Below are 16,804 nucleotides of genomic sequence, written 5' to 3' on the forward strand. Positions count from 1 at the left end.
CGCTGGCAACCGGCATTTCCCTTACAACATCCAATGAGGAGCCTCATGCGCGCCTTCCGCTCGCTTTGCATTGCCATCGTTCTGTTCTCGCTAGCCGGTTGCGACCAGCTCGCCTCTATGGCCGGCCCCAGTGAGCTGGTGTCATTCGGCTACGTTCGACCTGTTTCATGCGAGCGGCGTGGCCCCATCAGCTACAACTGCGTAATGAGGAACTACCTCAACGGACTGCGTGAAGCGAACATGGAGTGCGCTGGTTTCGATACACAGGGGCGCATGGTGGGGAGTTCAAAACGCGTGCATGCGCTATGGGGTACCACGATGCAGCCAAGCGAGGAGCGAATCGCGACCGTCTTCTATGAAGAGGGGGCTGCAACGCTGGTCTGTGTTGACGTGAGGGACAGCATTCCACCTTACAGTCGGATGCGCGAACTGGTCTCCGACCCGAAGGCAAAGGACATCACGTCCGTTCTATCCCTATGACCAATCCAGCAAGGATGAAGGCGAACCGCAATGGCTACGTATGAAGTGAAGATGGGCCGTCCCAGTGGCGGCAGCGGCACGTTCGTGGTGACGGTCCACGCCAGCACCCCGGACCAAGCCCGACGTACCGCCGAAGCTCAGAACCCCGGTTACAAGGCGCAGTCCGTCTATCGCCTGCCGTACTCGAATTGAGCTGACACAAGGACGAAAATATGTTGAATCGAATTGTATTGGTGACGGCTTTGGCGCTGTGTCCGCTGGCATCGCAAGCCCAAGTCACCCCGCTGGTGGTCAGTGGGCAATGGGAGTACCGCGACGCATCGCAGAAGGAGACGGATGAAGGGGTAAGCCTTTGCTTCCGGCTGGATGCCGCATCTACCGCACGGAATCCCCAGCTACGCCAGTTCGTCGGTGCCCTGTGCGTGTCCAATCCCGCCGAGGGTGCAAAGCTGCTTGGCATTGCCCAAGGGCCGCATCGGGCCGGATGCGGTTACAACGCCAAGGGCGAGGCGGCCATGGTCCTGTCGGGCTTGCGAGTGCTGCCCGAAGACGAAATGTACGATGAGCGACTGGAAGCCCGTCTGGCGGACGTGAAAGCCAAGCGAACCACGTCGCCGCTGACTTCGGATTGCGACAACAAGGAGCCGGTGGTCTCTGCGGGCTTCAAGAGCATCTACGATGCTATCGCGGCCCTGAAGGTGCACCCCGACCACGCCAGCCTGTCAGTATCGGACTTCGTGCGTGTGGATGCCGCCAGTGGCCTTGCGGAGTTGGATGCCAGCACGCAGATGTTCCTGCCGCCCGGTTCGACCGACACGCTAGTCATGTACACCGAGAACAATGCCGGCACGCCGTTCCTGACCGTGGAGCGCTTCGACGGTCAGCAATGGTGGGATGTCAGCGCTGCCACTCTGCCCGGATATGTCAACAGGAATGGCAGCAACTACTACCTCGACGGGGCAGGCGGTGCTGTCAAGGTCCGCAGCCTTCCGGCAAAGAAGGCTTGGCGGTATAGCGGTGGACGGTTTGTTCTGGAGAACTGACCGTATAGAGCCTACCCCCTCCCTGCCCCCAGACTTTGCACTCCGACATTGACCACCAAGCCTATGTTCCCCGTGCGCTACCAATCGCTCTGGCCGTAGGCAATGAACACCTTCAACTATCGTAGAACACCGTAAAAACAGGGTTTTTGACTGTCTGGGAAGATGCAAATCCTCGAAGAAGCTCACCCGCACCCGATGGTGGAAATCGTCGCAATAGGGTTCCTGCTCGACAAGATGAAGAGCACCAAGTCCAACGACGAGTTCTTCAATTCGATGAAGCGCTGATTTCCTGCGCCATTCGATACGAGAAAGCCCGGCGATGCCGGGCTTTCTCGTTCCCGTCCTGTAGGAGCGCACCTTGGTGCGCGATGAAGCTTTATTGGGAAGGCCCCATCGCGCACCAAGGTGCGCTCCTACGGAGGTCATCCGCGTCACGCCAGGCGCAGCGCGCGCGGATATGGCGGATTGTCGGGAAACTCGCCACGCGCGAAGGCGGCCTGCAGGTCGCGCCACCAATGCGGGTCGAACAGTTCGCCGTGGGCTTCGCGCACCGCTTCCAGCAGCGGTTTCGGCAGGCCCATGAACCACCCGAAGCGTTCGGGAAACACATCGTTCGGCGCTACGTGGAACCACGGTTCGGCGGCCATCGCTTCTTCGGCATCGCGCGGCTGCGGCCAGTCGCGGAAGTTGCAATCGCTGACCCGGCACAGCTCGTCGTAGTCGTAGAACACTGCACGACCGTGGCGCGAAATGCCGAAGTTCTTCAGCAGCATGTCGCCGGGAAAAATGTCGTTGCGTGCCATGTCGGCAATGGCCTGCGCATAGTCCAGCGCCGCCGCACGCGCGGCCCCGGCGGTCTGTTCGCGCAGGTAAAGGTTCAACGGGCGGAAGCGGCGCTGCACGTAGCACAGCGAAATCACAAGATCGTCGCCTTCGACATGCACGCTGCGCGCGCAACTCTCCAGCAATTCCTCACGCAGATCCGGGGCGAAGCGCGCCAGCGGAAAACGCAGGTGGCGGTAGGGTTGCGCGTCGAGCAGGCGGCCGATGCGGTCAAGGTTGAACACCAGCGCGTAGCGGTCTTCCACGTCCTGCCGGCTCATGGTTTTCGGCCATGCGAAATGATCGCGGATCAGCTTGAACACCAGCGGGTAGCTGGGCAGGGTGAACACCGCCATCACCATGCCCGTCGTGCCCTCGGCCTGCACCAGCCGCTCGTTCGGCTGTTGCTGGAAATGGCGGAAAAAGGTGCGGTAGCGCTCGGTCTTGCCCTGCTTGGCACGTCCGAGCACAGTGTAGATTTCATCGACCGGCTTGCCCGGCAGCAGGCTGCGCAGGAATACCACCGCGTCGGCCACGGTGGGCAGATCGGCCTGGAAATAGCTGCGCGAAACGCCGAACAGATGCGCCACATCGCGGCGGCGGCTCAGCACTGCTTCGGCGCGCAAGCCATCGCCATCGTTGACCAGCGCGATCACGCACGGCGAGAAGCGATGCTCGCCGAACACGCGGCCGACCAGATAAGCGCGGCGCTCGCGGTAGAACACGGTTTCCAGCAACTCGATCGCGCGTACCGGATGCGGTCCCCAGTGCGCGAGGTCGTCCTGCAGGCGTACCGCAATGGCGGCGGCGCAGCGCAGGCGGTGCAGATATGGCACGTCGAAGCGGTAGTCGGCCAGCATGCGCTCGAAGGCATCGGCCGGGCGCGCCTCGGACACGGTATAGACGTGGCGCGCGACCGGGTGGGTGATGGCGTCGGACGGCTCGATCTCGATCGCCATGAACTCGATGGCGTCATCGACGCCACGGGTGGCGAACAGGCGCCGGGTCAGGGTGTTGTAGAAGGTCTTGTGCAGTTCGCCGTCGATCAGCCCTTCGACCAGCGTGGCGAAGGTGGCGCGCACTTGCACCCACAACGCGCGGCTGGGTGCACCGCCGGCAATGGCCTGCAAGCGGGCCATGCACTCGCCGATGCACAGGTCATAGAGTTCGATGCGCTCGACCGCATCGTCGCGCGCCGCCGTCCAGTCGCGTTGTTCGAAGCGTTGCCGCGCGCGGCGGGTGACCGCGGCGAAGCGGGCGTGGTAGTCCAGGAAACCGTCGCGGATGCAGGTGGCGATGGCGTGGGCGAGGTCGGTGGGCATCGGCAATGCGGGGAGTCGGGCCGGGTTTCACCCTACCGCACCGGGGCCAACTCATGCCTCAAATGAAAACCCGCATCGCGGGGGCAATGCGGGTTCCTAATCGAAACTGACTCGCAGCTTTTCCCTTCTCCCCTCGGGAGAAGGTGCCCGAAGGGCGGATGAGGGGCGAGCGGAGTCCATGATGCTTGAACCATCGGGACTCCATTGCCCCTCACCCCAACCCCTCTCCCGTAGGGAGAGGGGCTTTAAAACTGAAACCTCGCGCTAATCAAATGCGGGTTTCGGCCAAACCACCTTGCAGGCTGCGATCAGAGCGCTGCGAGCGCAGCATTGAGCGTGGCGCTCGGGCGCATCGCCTTGCCGGTCTTGCCGAGATCCGGGCGATAGTAGCCGCCGATGTCCACGGCCTTGCCCTGCACCGCGACCAGTTCGGCGACGATCTTCTGCTCGTTGTCGGCCAGTGCCTTGGCCAGCGGCGCGAACTTCGCCTTCAGCGCGGCGTCCTCGTCCTGCGCGGCCAGCGCCTGCGCCCAGTACAGGGCGATGTAGAAGTGGCTGCCGCGGTTGTCGATGGTGCCAAGCTTGCGGCCCGGCGAACGGTCGTTGTCGAGGAAGGTGCCGTTGGCTTCGTCCAGCGCCTTGGCCAGCACGGCGGCGGCGGTGTTGTCGTAGCGCTGCGCAAGATGTTCCAGCGAGGCGGCCAGCGCGAGGAACTCGCCCAGCGAGTCCCAGCGCAGGTAGTCCTCCTCGACGAACTGCTGCACATGCTTCGGCGCGCTGCCGCCGGCACCGGTTTCAAACAGGCCGCCGCCGGCCATCAGCGGCACGATGGACAGCATCTTGGCGCTGGTGCCCAGCTCCATGATCGGGAACAGGTCGGTCAGGTAGTCGCGCAGCACGTTGCCGGTGACGGAGATGGTGTCCTGGCCCTTGCGGATGCGCTCCAGCGAGAACTTCGTGGCCTCCACCGGCGACAGGATGCGGATGTCCAGTCCATGGGTGTCGTGGTCCTTCAGGTACTGCTCGACCTTGGCGATCACCTGCGCGTCATGGGCGCGGTTGCTGTCCAGCCAGAACACCGCCGGGGTGTTGCTCAGGCGCGCGCGAGAGACGGCCAGCTTCACCCAATCCTGGATCGGCGCGTCCTTGGCCTGGCACATGCGCCAGATGTCGCCGGCCTCGACCTTGTGCTCGAACACCACGTTGCCGGCGTCGTCGCTGACGCGCACGACGCCGTTGGCCGGGATCTGGAAGGTCTTGTCGTGGCTGCCGTATTCCTCGGCCTTCTGCGCCATCAGGCCGACGTTGGGCACGCTGCCCATCGTCGCCGGGTCGAACGCGCCGTTGGCCTTGCAGTCGTCGATCACCGCCTGGTAGACACCGGCATAGCAGCGGTCGGGGATCACTGCCTTGGTGTCCTGCAGCTTGCCCTCGGCATTCCACATGCGGCCGCTGTCGCGGATCATCGCCGGCATCGAGGCGTCGACGATCACATCGCTCGGCACGTGCAGGTTGGTGATGCCCTTGTCGGAATTGACCATCGCCACCGCCGGGCGCTTGCCGTATTCGGCGGCGATGTCGGCCTTGATCGCTTCCTGCATGGCTTCCGGCAGCGACGGCAGGCGCGAGTACAGGTCGCCGATGCCGTTGTTCGGGTCGAAGCCGGCCTGCTTGAGTTCGGCGGCGTACTTGCCCAGCACGTCCTTGTAGAACTCCTCGACCACCACGCCGAACATGATCGGGTCGGAGACCTTCATCATCGTCGCCTTCAGGTGCACCGAGAACAGCACGCCCTGCGCGCGCGCATCGGCGATCTGCGTAGCGATGAAGGATGCCAGCGCGCGGCGCGACATCACCGAGGCATCGACGATCTCGCCGGCCTTCACCGCGGTCTTTTCCTTCAGCACGACGGTCTGGCCGTCGTCCTGCACCAGTTCGATCTTCAGGTTGCCGGCGCTGGCGAGCGTGGCCGACTTCTCGCTGCCGTAGAAATCACCACCGTCCATGTGCGCGACGTGCGACTTCGAATCGCCGCTCCACGCGCCCATGCGGTGCGGGTGCTTGCGGGCGTAGTTCTTCACCGACAGCGGCGCGCGGCGGTCGGAGTTGCCTTCGCGCAGCACCGGGTTCACCGCGCTGCCCTTGACCTTGTCGTAGCGCGCCTTGATGTCGCGCGAGACGTCGTCGGTCGGCGCATCCGGGTAATTCGGCAGCGCGTAGCCCTGGTCCTGCAGCTCCTTGATCGCGGCCTTGAGCTGCGGCACCGAGGCGCTGATGTTCGGCAGCTTGATGATGTTGGCTTCCGGCTTCGTCGCCAGTTCACCCAGCTCGGCCAGGTCATCGCTGATCTTCTGCGCGTCCTCCAGATAGTCCGGGAACAACGACAGGATGCGGCCGGACAACGAGATGTCGCGGGTTTCCACCGCGATGCCGGCGGTGGTGGCGTACGCGTCGATGATCGGCAACAGCGACTGCGTCGCCAGGAACGGGGCTTCGTCGGTGAGCGTGTAGATGATCTTCGGCGTATCGGACATGGGGGATGGTTTCCGTCGGAAGTAAAGGCTGGAAAGTCAGCAGCGCATTGTCGCGCGTTGCCCCGGTCCGGGCAAAACGCATAAGTACGGTTTTGCGGGATGGGCTGCGGTGGCGTGCTTATGGTGTTCCTTCATGTAGTGGGAATCAGGCTCACCACGCATGACACGGTAGCGCCCGACCGTTGGTCGTGGCGGCGGCGCGCAGCGCCGTGGGGCTTGTTGCGCACTGGCCGATAGTGCCGACCAACGGTCGGCACCCACCGCGTAGTGCCGGCCGTTGGCCGGCAACCTCGCACTACCAACATTCATGCAGATGCCGGCCAACGGCCGGCACTATCAACCAAAGGCCGCTCCCGCAGCTTGTTTCCACCGGTTTCTGCACACAAAAAAAGGCGCAGCCTTGCGACTGCGCCCGTGCCCTACACCTGCCGGGAGAGAGGGACGGCAGGTGGAAGCCGCCTACTTGACTTCAAACTCCTGGGCCATGCCGGCCGGCTGGCCGTCCAACGTCACTTCCGCGCGGTACTTGCCGGTCGGCCAGTCGTTGGTATTGCTGAACACGAGGTTGGTCGTCTCGGCACCTTCGGTGTTGAGCATGGCGTTCTGCTCACCGGCCACCTGGCCGTCCTGGTAGGTAAGCCTGGCGGCCACGGTCGCATTGCTGGCGGTGCCGTCGGTCTTCACCGAGACGATGATCTTGTCCTTGACGCCCAGCGTCGCCAACGGCGCCACGGTCTTGTCGGCCGCCGCCGCATTGCCGACGCTGACCGAGGTGACGCTGAGCGCCGAAGCCGCCGGGGCCGGCTCGTTGACCGGGGCCGGCATGCTGGCCTCGGGGGCCGGTGCCGGTGCGGGTTCCTGCTTCTTGCAGCCGACCAGGGCGACGGCGCCGATGGCGGCGACCAGCAGGACATTGCCGAACGAAGTCTTCTTCATGGGGTGCTCCCTAACTTGGTATTGGGGGAAGCGCGCGACGGTGAAGTGCGCACTGGAACGGATGCGGACGGTCAGGCCTGGCGTGGCGGAATCTTCAGCACCTGCCCGGGAAATATCCTGTCCGGGTCGTCGAGGACGTCGCGGTTGGCCTCGAAGATCCGCTTCCACGCGTTGGCGTCGCCCAACTGCGCCTTGGCGATCTTCGACAGGTTGTCGCCCTTCTGCACGGTGTACTGCTGCCCGCCCACGATCTCCGCGGTGCTGTCCACCGTGGCGGTGACGCCGGAGAAATCCGCCTTGGGCACGACCTCGGCGGTGCTGTCCACGGTGGAGGTCACGCCCGAGAAATCGGCCTTCTTGTCGGTACCCATCCAAGCCACCTGAGCTTCTTGACTGGGACCCACGATTGCACGCTGCCTGTTAAGGATTCATCGCTGCGGTGTAAAGCCGGCGTATGTCCGCGAAAAACTTATTGGCGCGCGTCACGGAATGCCGCATTGGCCGGCTGGCCCAGCGTGGTGCGGCGCGGGTTGATGTCGAGCCCACCGCGGCGGGTGTAGCGCGCTTCCACTTCCAGCCAGTGGCAGCGGCAGTGCCGCGACAGGTCGAGGAAGATGCGCTCCACGCACTGCTCGTGGAATTCGGCATGGTCGCGGTAACTGACCAGGTAGCGCAGCAGGCCGGCGCGGTCGATGCGCGGGCCGTGGTAGCGGATGCCGATGCTGGCCCAGTCCGGCTGGCCGGTGACCGGGCAGTTGGACTTGAGCAGCTCCGACACCAGCGTCTCGGTGACCGGGGTGTCGGCATCGGCGACGAGGAACCCGGCGTCCGGCGGGCCGTAGCAGTCGATGTCCACCTCCAGCGCGTCGATCGACTCCCCACCGGCACCGGCCACCGGCGGCAGGCCGGGCTCGACCCGCACGGTGGCCCCGGCGCAGGCGGAAAGATCGGCGGCGATGCGGGCCCATGCCGCATCGGCACTGTCGAAGCGGGTGGCATTGAGCGAGTTGAGGTAGAGCTTGAGCGACTTGGATTCGATCAGGTTCGGCGAGTCGCAGGGCACATGCAGGGTGGCGGTAGCCACACACGGCTTGCCGCGCCCGTCCAGCCAGCCCAGCTCGTAGGCGTGCCAGCGGTCGTCCCCGGCGAACGGCAGCCCGCCGTCGATGCCGACCTGGGCCCGGGCCGCGGCGCGGGGAATGGGGAACAGCAGGCCGGGGTCGTACTGCGAGGGGTAGGCGACCTCGCGGCCGAGGCTGGAATCCTGTGGGGTGTTCATGGGCGACATTGTATGTGCGTCCGCTTGAACCGCGGATTCGTGGATGACCAACGGGTAGATGGACGGCGAGCCGATCCTCCCGGGAGAAACCACCACGCAGGAGCGACCGCGGGGCGGAGCGGGACCGGCAGTCCCACCCGCCCGATGGGGAAGAGCCAACGGGCCGGTCAACCAACGGCCCCGTGGAACGTTCACCACCAACATTGGTCCCAGTGCGTGGCCCATCGGTCATGGCCTTGGCCGTCACCGGCCGGCGCTATGCTTTCCGCCTGCCCTTTCCTCCCCAGGTTTCAGGAGTTTTCGCATGTCACGTTTCTGGAAGACCGCGCTGCTGGTCGTCGCGGTATTGCTCGTGGCCGGCATCGGCTACCGGGTGCTGGGGAGCGGCAAGCAGAAGCAGGCGGGCTGGGGCGGGCAGCAGGGCGACGCGCAGGTGCCGGTGACGGTGGTCGCGGCCGTGCGCGATACGGTGCCGGTGTACGTCACCGCGCAGGGCACGGTGAGCGCCTACAACACGGTCACGGTCAGCCCGCAGGTGGGCGGCCAGCTGCTCAGCGTCAACTTCCGCGAGGGCCAGGCAGTGAAGAAGGGCGAGCTGCTCGCGCAGATCGACCCGCGCACGTTCCAGGCCCAGTACGACCAGGCGGTGGCCAGCCTGCGCCAGAACCAGGCGCTGCTGGCCACCGCGCAGTCCAACTACGAGCGCTCCAATTCCGAGGCCTACCGCCAGTACGTGGCGCAGACCGACCTGGACACGCTGCGCAACCAGGTGGCGCAGTACCAGGCGGCGGTGGCGGCGGCGCAGGCGTCGATGGCGCAGAGCAAGGTGCAGCTGGACTACACCCGCATCACCGCGCCGATCGACGGCGTGGCCGGCATCCGCGCGGTGGACCCGGGCAATGTGGTCGCCGCCGGCACTTCCCTCGTCACCTTGACCCAGCTGCAGCCGATCAACGTGCTGTTCAACCTGCCCGAGCAGCAGCTGGACGCGGTGCGCGCCGCGCAGGCCGCCGGCCCGCTGCGGACCGCCACGCTCGACCGCGCCGGCGGCGAGGTGGTCAATGCCGACGGCACGCTGCAGGTGGTGGACAACCAGATCAGCAGCAGCAGCGGCACCTTCCGCCTGCGCGCCGAGTTCGCCAATGCCGACGGCGCGCTGTGGCCGGGCCAGTTCGTCAACGTGCGGATGAAGCTGGGCGAGCTGCCCGACTCGGTGGTGGTGCCGGCCGAGGCCGTGCAGCGCGGCAGCGCCGGCGATTTCGTCTACCTGGTCACGCCGGACGACACCGTGACCCTGCGCGATGTGGTGCAGGGCGGGCAGGTGGACGACGGCCACGTGGTCATCGACAAGGGCCTGCAGGCCGGCGACAGGGTGGTCACCGAAGGCCAGTTCCGGTTGAAGGAGGGCATCAAGGTCACGCCGCTGCAGCCGGGCCAGGCACCACCGGCGCCGAGCGAGGAACAGCTCAAGGCCGCCGGCCAGCGGCGCGGGGCCGGCCGCGGCCCGCGTTGAGCCGCGCCGGCACCTGATCAGCGTCGAGTCCCGGTTTTTCCCTTCTCCCCCTGGGAGAAGGTGCCCCGCAGGGGCGGATGAGGGTTCGGGCGAAGCCTCATGCAGCCCAACACCGCAAGGCTTCGCCCCGTACCCTCTCCCCAACCCCTCTCCCGGAGGGAGAGGGGCTCTGAAACTGACACTTGGCGCTAATCAGGCGCCGACAGGCCGCAGGACACGCGCGGCAGGGCCTGATCCGGCAGCCAGGCGCACTCCCCTTCATTCCAGGAACCGACCGTGGGCTTCTCGACTCTCTTCATCCGCCGCCCGATCGCCACCTCGCTGCTGATGGTCGGGCTGACGCTGCTGGGCATCCTCGGCTACCAGCGCCTGCCGGTGGCGGCGCTGCCCGAGATCGAGGCGCCCAGCCTGGTGGTGACCACGCAGTACCCCGGCGCCAGCGCGCAGACGATGGCCGCGCTGGTGACCACGCCGCTGGAGCGGCAGCTGGGCCAGATCTCCGGGCTGGACCTGATGACCTCCGACTCCTCGGCCGGGCTGTCCAGCATCGTGCTGCAGTTCTCGATGGAGCGCGACATCGACACCGCCGCGCAGGACGTGCAGGCGGCGATCCGCCAGGCCACCCTGCCCGGCTCGCTGCCCTACCAGCCGGTCTACAACCGGGTGAACCCGGCCGATGCGCCGATCCTGACCCTGAAGCTGGCCTCGGACACGCGCCCGCTGCGCGAGGTCAACGACCTGGCCGACTCGCTGCTGGCCCAGCGCCTGTCGCAGATCGACGGCGTGGGGCTGGTGTCGATCGCCGGCAACGTGCGCCCGGCGGTGCGCATCCAGGCCAATCCGGCGCAGCTGGCGAACATGGGCATGACCCTGGAAGCGCTGCGCAGCGCGCTGACCCAGGCCAACGTCAACGCACCCAAGGGCTCGCTCAACGGCAAGACCCAGAGCTACACGCTGTCCACCAACGACCAGCTCGACGACGCGGCGGCCTACAACGACGTCATCGTGCGCTACCAGAACGGCGCGCCGGTGCGGCTGCGCGACGTCGCCAAGGTGGTCGACGGGGTGGAGAACGACCAGATCGCCGCCTGGGCCGACGGCAAGCCGGCGGTGCTGCTGGAAGTGCGGCGCCAGCCCGGCGCCAACATCGTCAGGACGGTGCAGAACATCCGCCAGATCCTGCCCGGCCTGCAGGCCATGCTGCCGGCCGACGTGAAGCTGGACGTGTTCTCCGACCGCACCGTCACCATCCGTGCCTCGGTGCACGACGTGCAGTTCACCCTGATCCTGACCATCTGCCTGGTGGTCGCGGTGATCTTCGTGTTCCTGCGCCGGCTGTGGGCGACGGTGATCCCGTCGGTGGCGGTGCCGCTGTCGTTGCTGGGCACCTTCGGGGTGATGGCCTTCGCCGGCATGTCGCTGGACAACCTGTCGCTGATGGCGCTGACCGTGGCCACCGGCTTCGTGGTCGACGATGCGATCGTGATGATCGAGAACATCGTGCGCTACATCGAGCAGGGCAAGGACGGCCAGGAAGCGGCCGAGACCGGCGCGAAGGAAATCGGTTTTACCGTCTTGTCGCTGACGGTGTCGCTGATCGCGGTGTTCCTGCCGCTGATCCTGATGCCGGGCGTCACCGGCCGCTTGTTCCACGAGTTCGCCTGGGTGCTGACGATCGCGGTGTCGATCTCGATGCTGATCTCGCTGACGCTGACCCCGATGATGTGCGCCTACCTGCTCAAGCCCGACGCGCTGCCCGAGGGCGACGACGCCCACGAGCGGGCGGTCGCGCAGGGCAAGGCCACGGCGTGGTCGAAGCTGGTGCACCTCTACGAGCACAGCCTGGACTGGGTACTGCGCCACCAGCGCCTGACCCTGGGCATCGCACTGGGCTCGGTGGCGCTGACCGTGCTGCTGTACATCGCGATACCCAAAGGCCTGCTGCCCGACCAAGACACCGGCATGGTCACCGGCGTGGTGATCGCCGACCAGAACGTGGCCTTCGAGCAGATGCAGCAGCGCACCCGCGCCGTGGCCGAGGCGTTGCGCCACGACGAAGCGGTCAGCGGCGTGGCCGCCTACATCGGCGCCGGCACGATGAACCCCACGCTCAACCAGGGCCAGCTCAGCATCGTGCTCAAGGACCGCGGCGAGCGTGGCAGCCTCGACGCCATCCTGCCGCGGCTGCAGGCCGCCGCCGCGCACATCCCCGGCATCGCGTTGTACCTGAAGCCGGTGCAGGACGTGACCCTGGACACGCGCGTGGCCGCCACCGCCTACCAGTTCTCGCTGTCGGACATGGACGGCGCCGAGCTGGCCGAGCAGACCGCGCGCGTCACCGACGCGCTGCGCCGCCTGCCGGCGCTGGCCGACGTCGACAACAACCTCGCCAACCACGGCCGCGCCCTGCACGTGGAGGTGGACCGCGACAAGGCCAGCCGCTACGGCGTGCCGATGCAGACCATCGACGACACCCTGTACGACGCCTACGGCCAGCGCCAGATCTCGACCATCTTCACCCAGCTCAACCAGTACCGCGTGGTGCTGGAGGTGGCGCCGGAATTCCGCACCTCCGACGCGCTGATGAACCAGCTGGCGATCGGCAGCAACGGCAGCGGCGCGCTGACCGGCAGCAACGCCACCACGCTGGGCCAGGTGACCTCGAGCAACTCCTCCACCGCCACCGGCATCGGCAACGCCAATACCGGCATCGCTCTGGGCGCTGGCGGCAGCATCCCGCTGTCGGCGATCGCCAGCGCCACGCCGGGCACCGCGCCGCTGATCGTCAGCCACCAGCAGCAGCTGCCGTCGGCGACGATCTCCTTCAACCTCGCGCCGGGCTATTCGCTGTCCGAGGGCGTGGCGGCGATCAACGAGGCGGTGGCCGCGCTGCAGCTGCCCGAGCAGATGCAGGCGCAGTTCATCGGCACCGCCGCCGAGTTCTCCAGCAGCCAAGGCGACGTGGTGATGCTGCTGCTGGCCGCCATCGCGGTGATCTACATCGTGCTGGGCGTGCTCTACGAGAGCTGGATCCACCCGCTGACCATCATCTCCACGCTGCCGCCGGCCGGGGTCGGCGCGCTGCTGGCGCTGTACCTGTGCGGCATGAGCCTGTCGGTGGACGGCATCGTCGGCATCGTGCTGCTGATCGGCATCGTCAAGAAGAACGCGATCATGATGATCGACTTCGCGCTGGACGCGCAGCGCGCCGGCATGAACGCCTTCGACGCGATCCGCCGCGCCTGCCTGCTGCGCTTCCGCCCGATCATGATGACCACCGCCGCGGCCATGCTCGGCGCGCTGCCGCTGGCGCTGGGCACCGGCATCGGCTCGGAACTGCGGCGGCCGCTGGGCGTGGCCATCGTCGGCGGCCTGCTGCTGTCGCAGCTGGTGACGCTGTACACCACGCCGGTGATCTACCTGTACTTCGAGCGGCTCTCCGGATGGGCCGCGCGGCGCCGCGAGCAGCGTGCCGCGGCGCGCCTGCACGCGGCCCGCTGAGGCACACGGCATGAACCTCTCCGCGCCCTTCATCAAGCGCCCGATCGGCATCAGCCTGCTGGCCATCGGCCTGTTCTTCGCCGGCCTGCTCTGCTACCTGCGCCTGGGCGTGGCCGCGCTGCCGAACCTGACCATCCCGGTGATCTTCGTGCAGGCCAGCAACATCGGCGCCGACGCCAACACGATGGCTGCCACCGTCACCGCGCCGCTGGAGCGCCACCTCGGCCAGGTGCCGGGCATCAGCACCATGCGTTCCAGCAGCAGCGACGGCCGCAGCATGGTGTTCCTGATGTTCGACACCAGCCGCGACATCGACTCGGCGGCGCAGGACGTGCAGGCCGCGATCAACGCGGCGATGGCCGACCTGCCGGCCGGCATCGGCACGCCCACCTACCAGAAGGCCAACCCCAACGACGACCCGGTGATCGCGCTGGCGCTGACCTCGGACACGCAGTCGGTGGCCGAGTTGTACAACCTGGCCGACTCGCTGCTGGCGCAGCGCCTGCGGCAGCTGCCCGGGGTGTCGCAGGTGGACATCGCCGGCGCCTCCACGCCGGCGGTGCGGGTGGACCTCAACCTGCGCGCGATGACCGCGCTGGGGCTGAGCCCGGACGACCTGCGCAACGCCATGCGCGCGGCCAACGTCGCCTCGCCGCTGGGCTTCCTCGACGACGGCCGCAGCCAGACCGCCATCGTCCTCAACGACCAGGTGCGCAAGGCCGCCGACTTCGCCAACATCGCCATCGCCAGCCACGACGGCGCGGTGGTGCGGCTGCGGGACATCGCCAGCGTCTACGACGGCCAGCAGGACGCGTTCCAGGCGGCGTGGTTCAACGGCCAGCGCGGCGTGCTGATGTACGTGTACCTGCGCGGCGGCGACAACCTGGTGGCGACGGTCGACCGGGTCAAGGCGGCCATTCCCGCGCTGTCCGGCTACCTCGACGCCGGCACCACGCTCACGCCCTACTTCGACCGCACCCCGACCATCCGCGCCTCGCTGGCCGAGGTGCAGATCACGCTGATGATCAGCCTGGCGATGGTGGTGCTGACCATGGCGCTGTTCCTGCGCCGGCTGGCGCCGACGCTGATCGCCGCGGTCACCGTGCCGCTGTCGCTGGCCGGCGCGGCGCTGGTGATGACCGCGCTGGGCTTCACCCTCAACAACCTGACCCTGCTGGCGCTGGTGATCGCCATTGGCTTTGTCGTCGACGACGCCATCGTGGTGATCGAGAACATCATGCGCCACCTCGACGCCGGCCAATCGCGGCTACAGGCGGCGATGGCCGGCGCGCGCGAGATCGGCTTCACCATCGTCTCGATCACCGCCTCGCTGGTCGCGGTGTTCCTGCCGATCATCTTCGCCCAGGGCATGCTCGGCGCGTTCTTCCGCGAGTTCACGCTGACGCTGGTGGCCGCGATCATGGTCTCGGCCGTCGTCTCGCTGACCCTGACCCCGGCGCTGTGCGCGCGCTTCCTGCAACCGCACGAGGCGCATGTGCGCGAATCGCGCCTGCACCGGCTGCTCGACCGCGCGCACGCAGGCATGCTGCGCGCCTACACCGTGGCGCTGGATTTCTCGCTGCGCCACGCGCTGCTGCTGGCACTGACCCCGCTGCTGCTGATCGTGGCCACCTTCTACCTCGCCGGTGCGGTCGGCAAGGGCAGTTTCCCCGAGCAGGACACCGGCCTGATCTGGGGCCGCGCCAGTTCCGCGGCCACCGTTTCGTTCGCGGAAATGAGCGAGCGCCAGCGCCGGCTGAGCGACATGATGCTGGCCGACCCGGCGGTGAAGATGGTCGGCACCCGGCTCGGCGCCGGCCGCCAGGGCAGCAGCGCGCAGTTCAACATCGAGCTGAAGACCGTGGCCGAGGGCCGCCGCGAACCGACCGGCACGGTGGTCGCGCGGCTGAGCGCCAAGGCCGCGCAGTTCCCCGACCTCGACGTGCGCCTGCGCGCGATCCAGGACCTGCCCTCCGATGGCGGCGGTGGCGGCCAGGGCGCGCAGAACCGTGTCACCCTGCAGGGCAACGACGGCGAACAGCTGGCCGAATGGCTGCCGAAGGTGGTGGCCGCGTTGAAGCAGAACCCGAAGCTGCGCGACGTCGGCTCGGACGTGGACAAGGGCGGGCTGATGCAGAGGATCGTCATCGACCGCGACAAGGCCTCGCGGCTGGGCGTGAGCATCGGCGCGGTCGATGGCGCGCTGTACGGCGCGTTCGGCCAGCGGCAGATTTCCACCATCTACGCCGACCTCAACCAGTACGGCGTGGTGGTCAACGCGCTGCCGGGGCAGACCGGCAGCCCCGCCGCCATCGAGGACCTGTACGTGGCCTCCAGCAGCGGGCAGATGGTGCCGCTGACCGCCTTCGCCCACCAGGAGCCGGGGCTGGCGCCGTCGCAGGTGACCCACCAGAACCAGTACACGGTGATGGACCTGAGCTACAACCTCGCCCCGGGCGTGAGCAGCGGCGAGGGCGATGCCATCGTCAAGTCGGTGATCGAGGGCCTGCGCATGCCCGGCGACATCCGCCAGGCCGCCCCCGGCGGCTTCCGCCAGGCGCTGGACCCGACTTCGATGCTGATGCTGGTCATCGCCGCCATCGCCACGGTCTACATCGTGCTGGGCATGCTCTACGAGAACCTGGTGCACCCGGTGACGATCCTGTCCACGCTGCCGGCGGCGGGCATGGGCGCGCTGCTGGCGCTGTGGATGACCGGCACCGACCTGTCGGTGATCTCGATGATCGCGCTGGTGCTGCTGATCGGCATCGTCAAGAAGAACGCGATCATGATGATCGACTTCGCGCTGGTGGCGCAGCGCGAGCACGGCAAGAGCCCGGCCGAGGCGGTGCGCGAGGCCAGCATCGTGCGTTTCCGCCCGATCATGATGACCACGATGGTGGCGATCCTGGCGGCGCTGCCGCTGGCGATCGGGCTGGGCGAGGGTTCGGAGCTGCGGCGCCCGCTGGGCATCGCGATGATCGGCGGCCTGCTGATCTCGCAGAGCCTGACGCTGCTGAGCACGCCGGCGCTGTACGTGATCTTCTCGTGCCTGCAGCAGCATTGGCGCGGCTGGCGGGCGCGGCGCAGGGCACACCGCCAGCAACGCACCACCCGGGCCACCCCGTAGCGGTGGGGCTTGCCTCGCTGGCTGTTGCTGTTGCCGTTGCCGTTGCCGTTGCCGTTGCCGTTGCCGTTGCCGTTGCCGTTGCCAGTGATTTTGCTTTTGCTCCTGCGCTTTTGATTTTCCGGGTTCCCTTCCGCAGCGACGGAGCCGACGGACAAGACCCCGAAAGGGGCGACGTGCATGGATGCACGTCGTTTTTCGACGAGACAGGGATGTCTCGTCGAAAAATCCCGTCGGCGGAGTGGAC

12 protein-coding genes are annotated in these 16,804 nt (G+C 67.1%); 7 read left to right on the top strand and 5 right to left on the bottom strand.

Features of this window, described 5'->3' with window-relative positions; all coding sequences use genetic code 11:
* Positions 1 to 45 precede the first annotated feature (45 nt).
* From MIC98_RS00280 to MIC98_RS16985, 4 genes are all read left to right on the top strand, one after another.
* Positions 46 to 480, top strand: coding sequence for a hypothetical protein (locus MIC98_RS00280; RefSeq protein WP_239734869.1), 435 nt, complete (start codon positions 46 to 48; stop codon positions 478 to 480).
* Between the two features lie 30 nt (positions 481 to 510).
* Entirely contained in the window at positions 511 to 672 is a 162-nt protein-coding gene (locus MIC98_RS00285) for a hypothetical protein (RefSeq protein WP_239734870.1), read from the top strand.
* A 20-nt stretch (positions 673 to 692) separates the two neighbouring features.
* Entirely contained in the window at positions 693 to 1,523 is an 831-nt protein-coding gene (locus MIC98_RS00290) for a hypothetical protein (protein WP_239734871.1), read from the top strand.
* A gap of 162 nt (positions 1,524 to 1,685) precedes the next feature.
* A complete protein-coding gene (locus tag MIC98_RS16985) occupies positions 1,686 to 1,808 on the top strand; it encodes a hypothetical protein (RefSeq protein ID WP_275584454.1) in 123 nt (40 codons plus the stop codon).
* 146 nt (positions 1,809 to 1,954) lie between these two features.
* On the opposite strand, the gene aceK is transcribed toward MIC98_RS16985, so the two are convergent.
* The 5 genes from aceK to queF form a co-directional block, all read right to left on the bottom strand.
* Entirely contained in the window at positions 1,955 to 3,667 is a 1,713-nt protein-coding gene (gene aceK / locus MIC98_RS00295) for a bifunctional isocitrate dehydrogenase kinase/phosphatase (RefSeq protein WP_239734872.1), read from the bottom strand.
* A 308-nt stretch (positions 3,668 to 3,975) separates the two neighbouring features.
* Positions 3,976 to 6,201 (bottom strand): NADP-dependent isocitrate dehydrogenase, encoded by a 2,226-nt coding sequence (locus MIC98_RS00300; RefSeq protein WP_239734873.1) that lies wholly within the window; start codon positions 6,199 to 6,201, stop codon positions 3,976 to 3,978.
* Positions 6,202 to 6,660: 459 nt separating this feature from the next.
* The gene (locus MIC98_RS00305; protein ID WP_239734874.1) at positions 6,661 to 7,137 is read right to left on the bottom strand and encodes a hypothetical protein; all 477 of its coding nucleotides are present in this window, start codon (positions 7,135 to 7,137) and stop codon (positions 6,661 to 6,663) included.
* Between the two features lie 71 nt (positions 7,138 to 7,208).
* A complete protein-coding gene (locus MIC98_RS00310) occupies positions 7,209 to 7,508 on the bottom strand; it encodes a LysM peptidoglycan-binding domain-containing protein (RefSeq protein WP_239734875.1) in 300 nt (99 codons plus the stop codon).
* A 98-nt stretch (positions 7,509 to 7,606) separates the two neighbouring features.
* Positions 7,607 to 8,416 carry an NADPH-dependent 7-cyano-7-deazaguanine reductase QueF gene (queF, locus tag MIC98_RS00315; RefSeq protein ID WP_239734876.1) on the bottom strand — a complete coding sequence of 270 codons (810 nt, stop codon included), beginning with the start codon at positions 8,414 to 8,416 and terminating at the stop codon, positions 7,607 to 7,609.
* A 304-nt stretch (positions 8,417 to 8,720) separates the two neighbouring features.
* Between queF and MIC98_RS00320 the strand changes: the two genes are divergently transcribed.
* The 3 genes from MIC98_RS00320 to MIC98_RS00330 all read left to right on the top strand — a co-directional run bounded on the left by MIC98_RS00320 (position 8,721) and on the right by MIC98_RS00330 (position 16,560).
* Positions 8,721 to 9,929, top strand: coding sequence for an efflux RND transporter periplasmic adaptor subunit (locus tag MIC98_RS00320; RefSeq protein ID WP_239734877.1), 1,209 nt, complete (start codon positions 8,721 to 8,723; stop codon positions 9,927 to 9,929).
* A 276-nt stretch (positions 9,930 to 10,205) separates the two neighbouring features.
* The gene (locus MIC98_RS00325; RefSeq protein ID WP_239734878.1) at positions 10,206 to 13,430 is read left to right on the top strand and encodes an efflux RND transporter permease subunit; all 3,225 of its coding nucleotides are present in this window, start codon (positions 10,206 to 10,208) and stop codon (positions 13,428 to 13,430) included.
* A gap of 10 nt (positions 13,431 to 13,440) precedes the next feature.
* Positions 13,441 to 16,560 carry an efflux RND transporter permease subunit gene (locus tag MIC98_RS00330; protein WP_239734879.1) on the top strand — a complete coding sequence of 1,040 codons (3,120 nt, stop codon included), beginning with the start codon at positions 13,441 to 13,443 and terminating at the stop codon, positions 16,558 to 16,560.
* The last annotated feature ends 244 nt before the right edge of the window (positions 16,561 to 16,804 follow it).

The organism is Stenotrophomonas sp. NLF4-10, from assembly GCF_022359915.1.
Taxonomy (GTDB): domain Bacteria; phylum Pseudomonadota; class Gammaproteobacteria; order Xanthomonadales; family Xanthomonadaceae; genus Stenotrophomonas; species Stenotrophomonas daejeonensis.

Excerpts from the sequence above, each read along its gene's own strand:
- aceK (WP_239734872.1), bottom strand. The coding sequence starts at position 3,667 with ATGCCCACCGACCTCGCCCACGCCATCGCCACCTGCATCCGCGACGGT.
- MIC98_RS00320 (WP_239734877.1), top strand. The coding sequence starts at position 8,721 with ATGTCACGTTTCTGGAAGACCGCGCTGCTGGTCGTCGCGGTATTGCTC.
- MIC98_RS00290 (WP_239734871.1), top strand. The coding sequence starts at position 693 with ATGTTGAATCGAATTGTATTGGTGACGGCTTTGGCGCTGTGTCCGCTG.
- MIC98_RS00300 (WP_239734873.1), bottom strand. The coding sequence starts at position 6,201 with ATGTCCGATACGCCGAAGATCATCTACACGCTCACCGACGAAGCCCCG.
- MIC98_RS00310 (WP_239734875.1), bottom strand. The coding sequence starts at position 7,508 with ATGGGTACCGACAAGAAGGCCGATTTCTCGGGCGTGACCTCCACCGTG.
- MIC98_RS00305 (WP_239734874.1), bottom strand. The coding sequence starts at position 7,137 with ATGAAGAAGACTTCGTTCGGCAATGTCCTGCTGGTCGCCGCCATCGGC.
- queF (WP_239734876.1), bottom strand. The coding sequence starts at position 8,416 with ATGAACACCCCACAGGATTCCAGCCTCGGCCGCGAGGTCGCCTACCCC.
- MIC98_RS16985 (WP_275584454.1), top strand. The coding sequence starts at position 1,686 with ATGCAAATCCTCGAAGAAGCTCACCCGCACCCGATGGTGGAAATCGTC.
- MIC98_RS00330 (WP_239734879.1), top strand. The coding sequence starts at position 13,441 with ATGAACCTCTCCGCGCCCTTCATCAAGCGCCCGATCGGCATCAGCCTG.
- MIC98_RS00285 (WP_239734870.1), top strand. The coding sequence starts at position 511 with ATGGCTACGTATGAAGTGAAGATGGGCCGTCCCAGTGGCGGCAGCGGC.
- MIC98_RS00280 (WP_239734869.1), top strand. The coding sequence starts at position 46 with ATGCGCGCCTTCCGCTCGCTTTGCATTGCCATCGTTCTGTTCTCGCTA.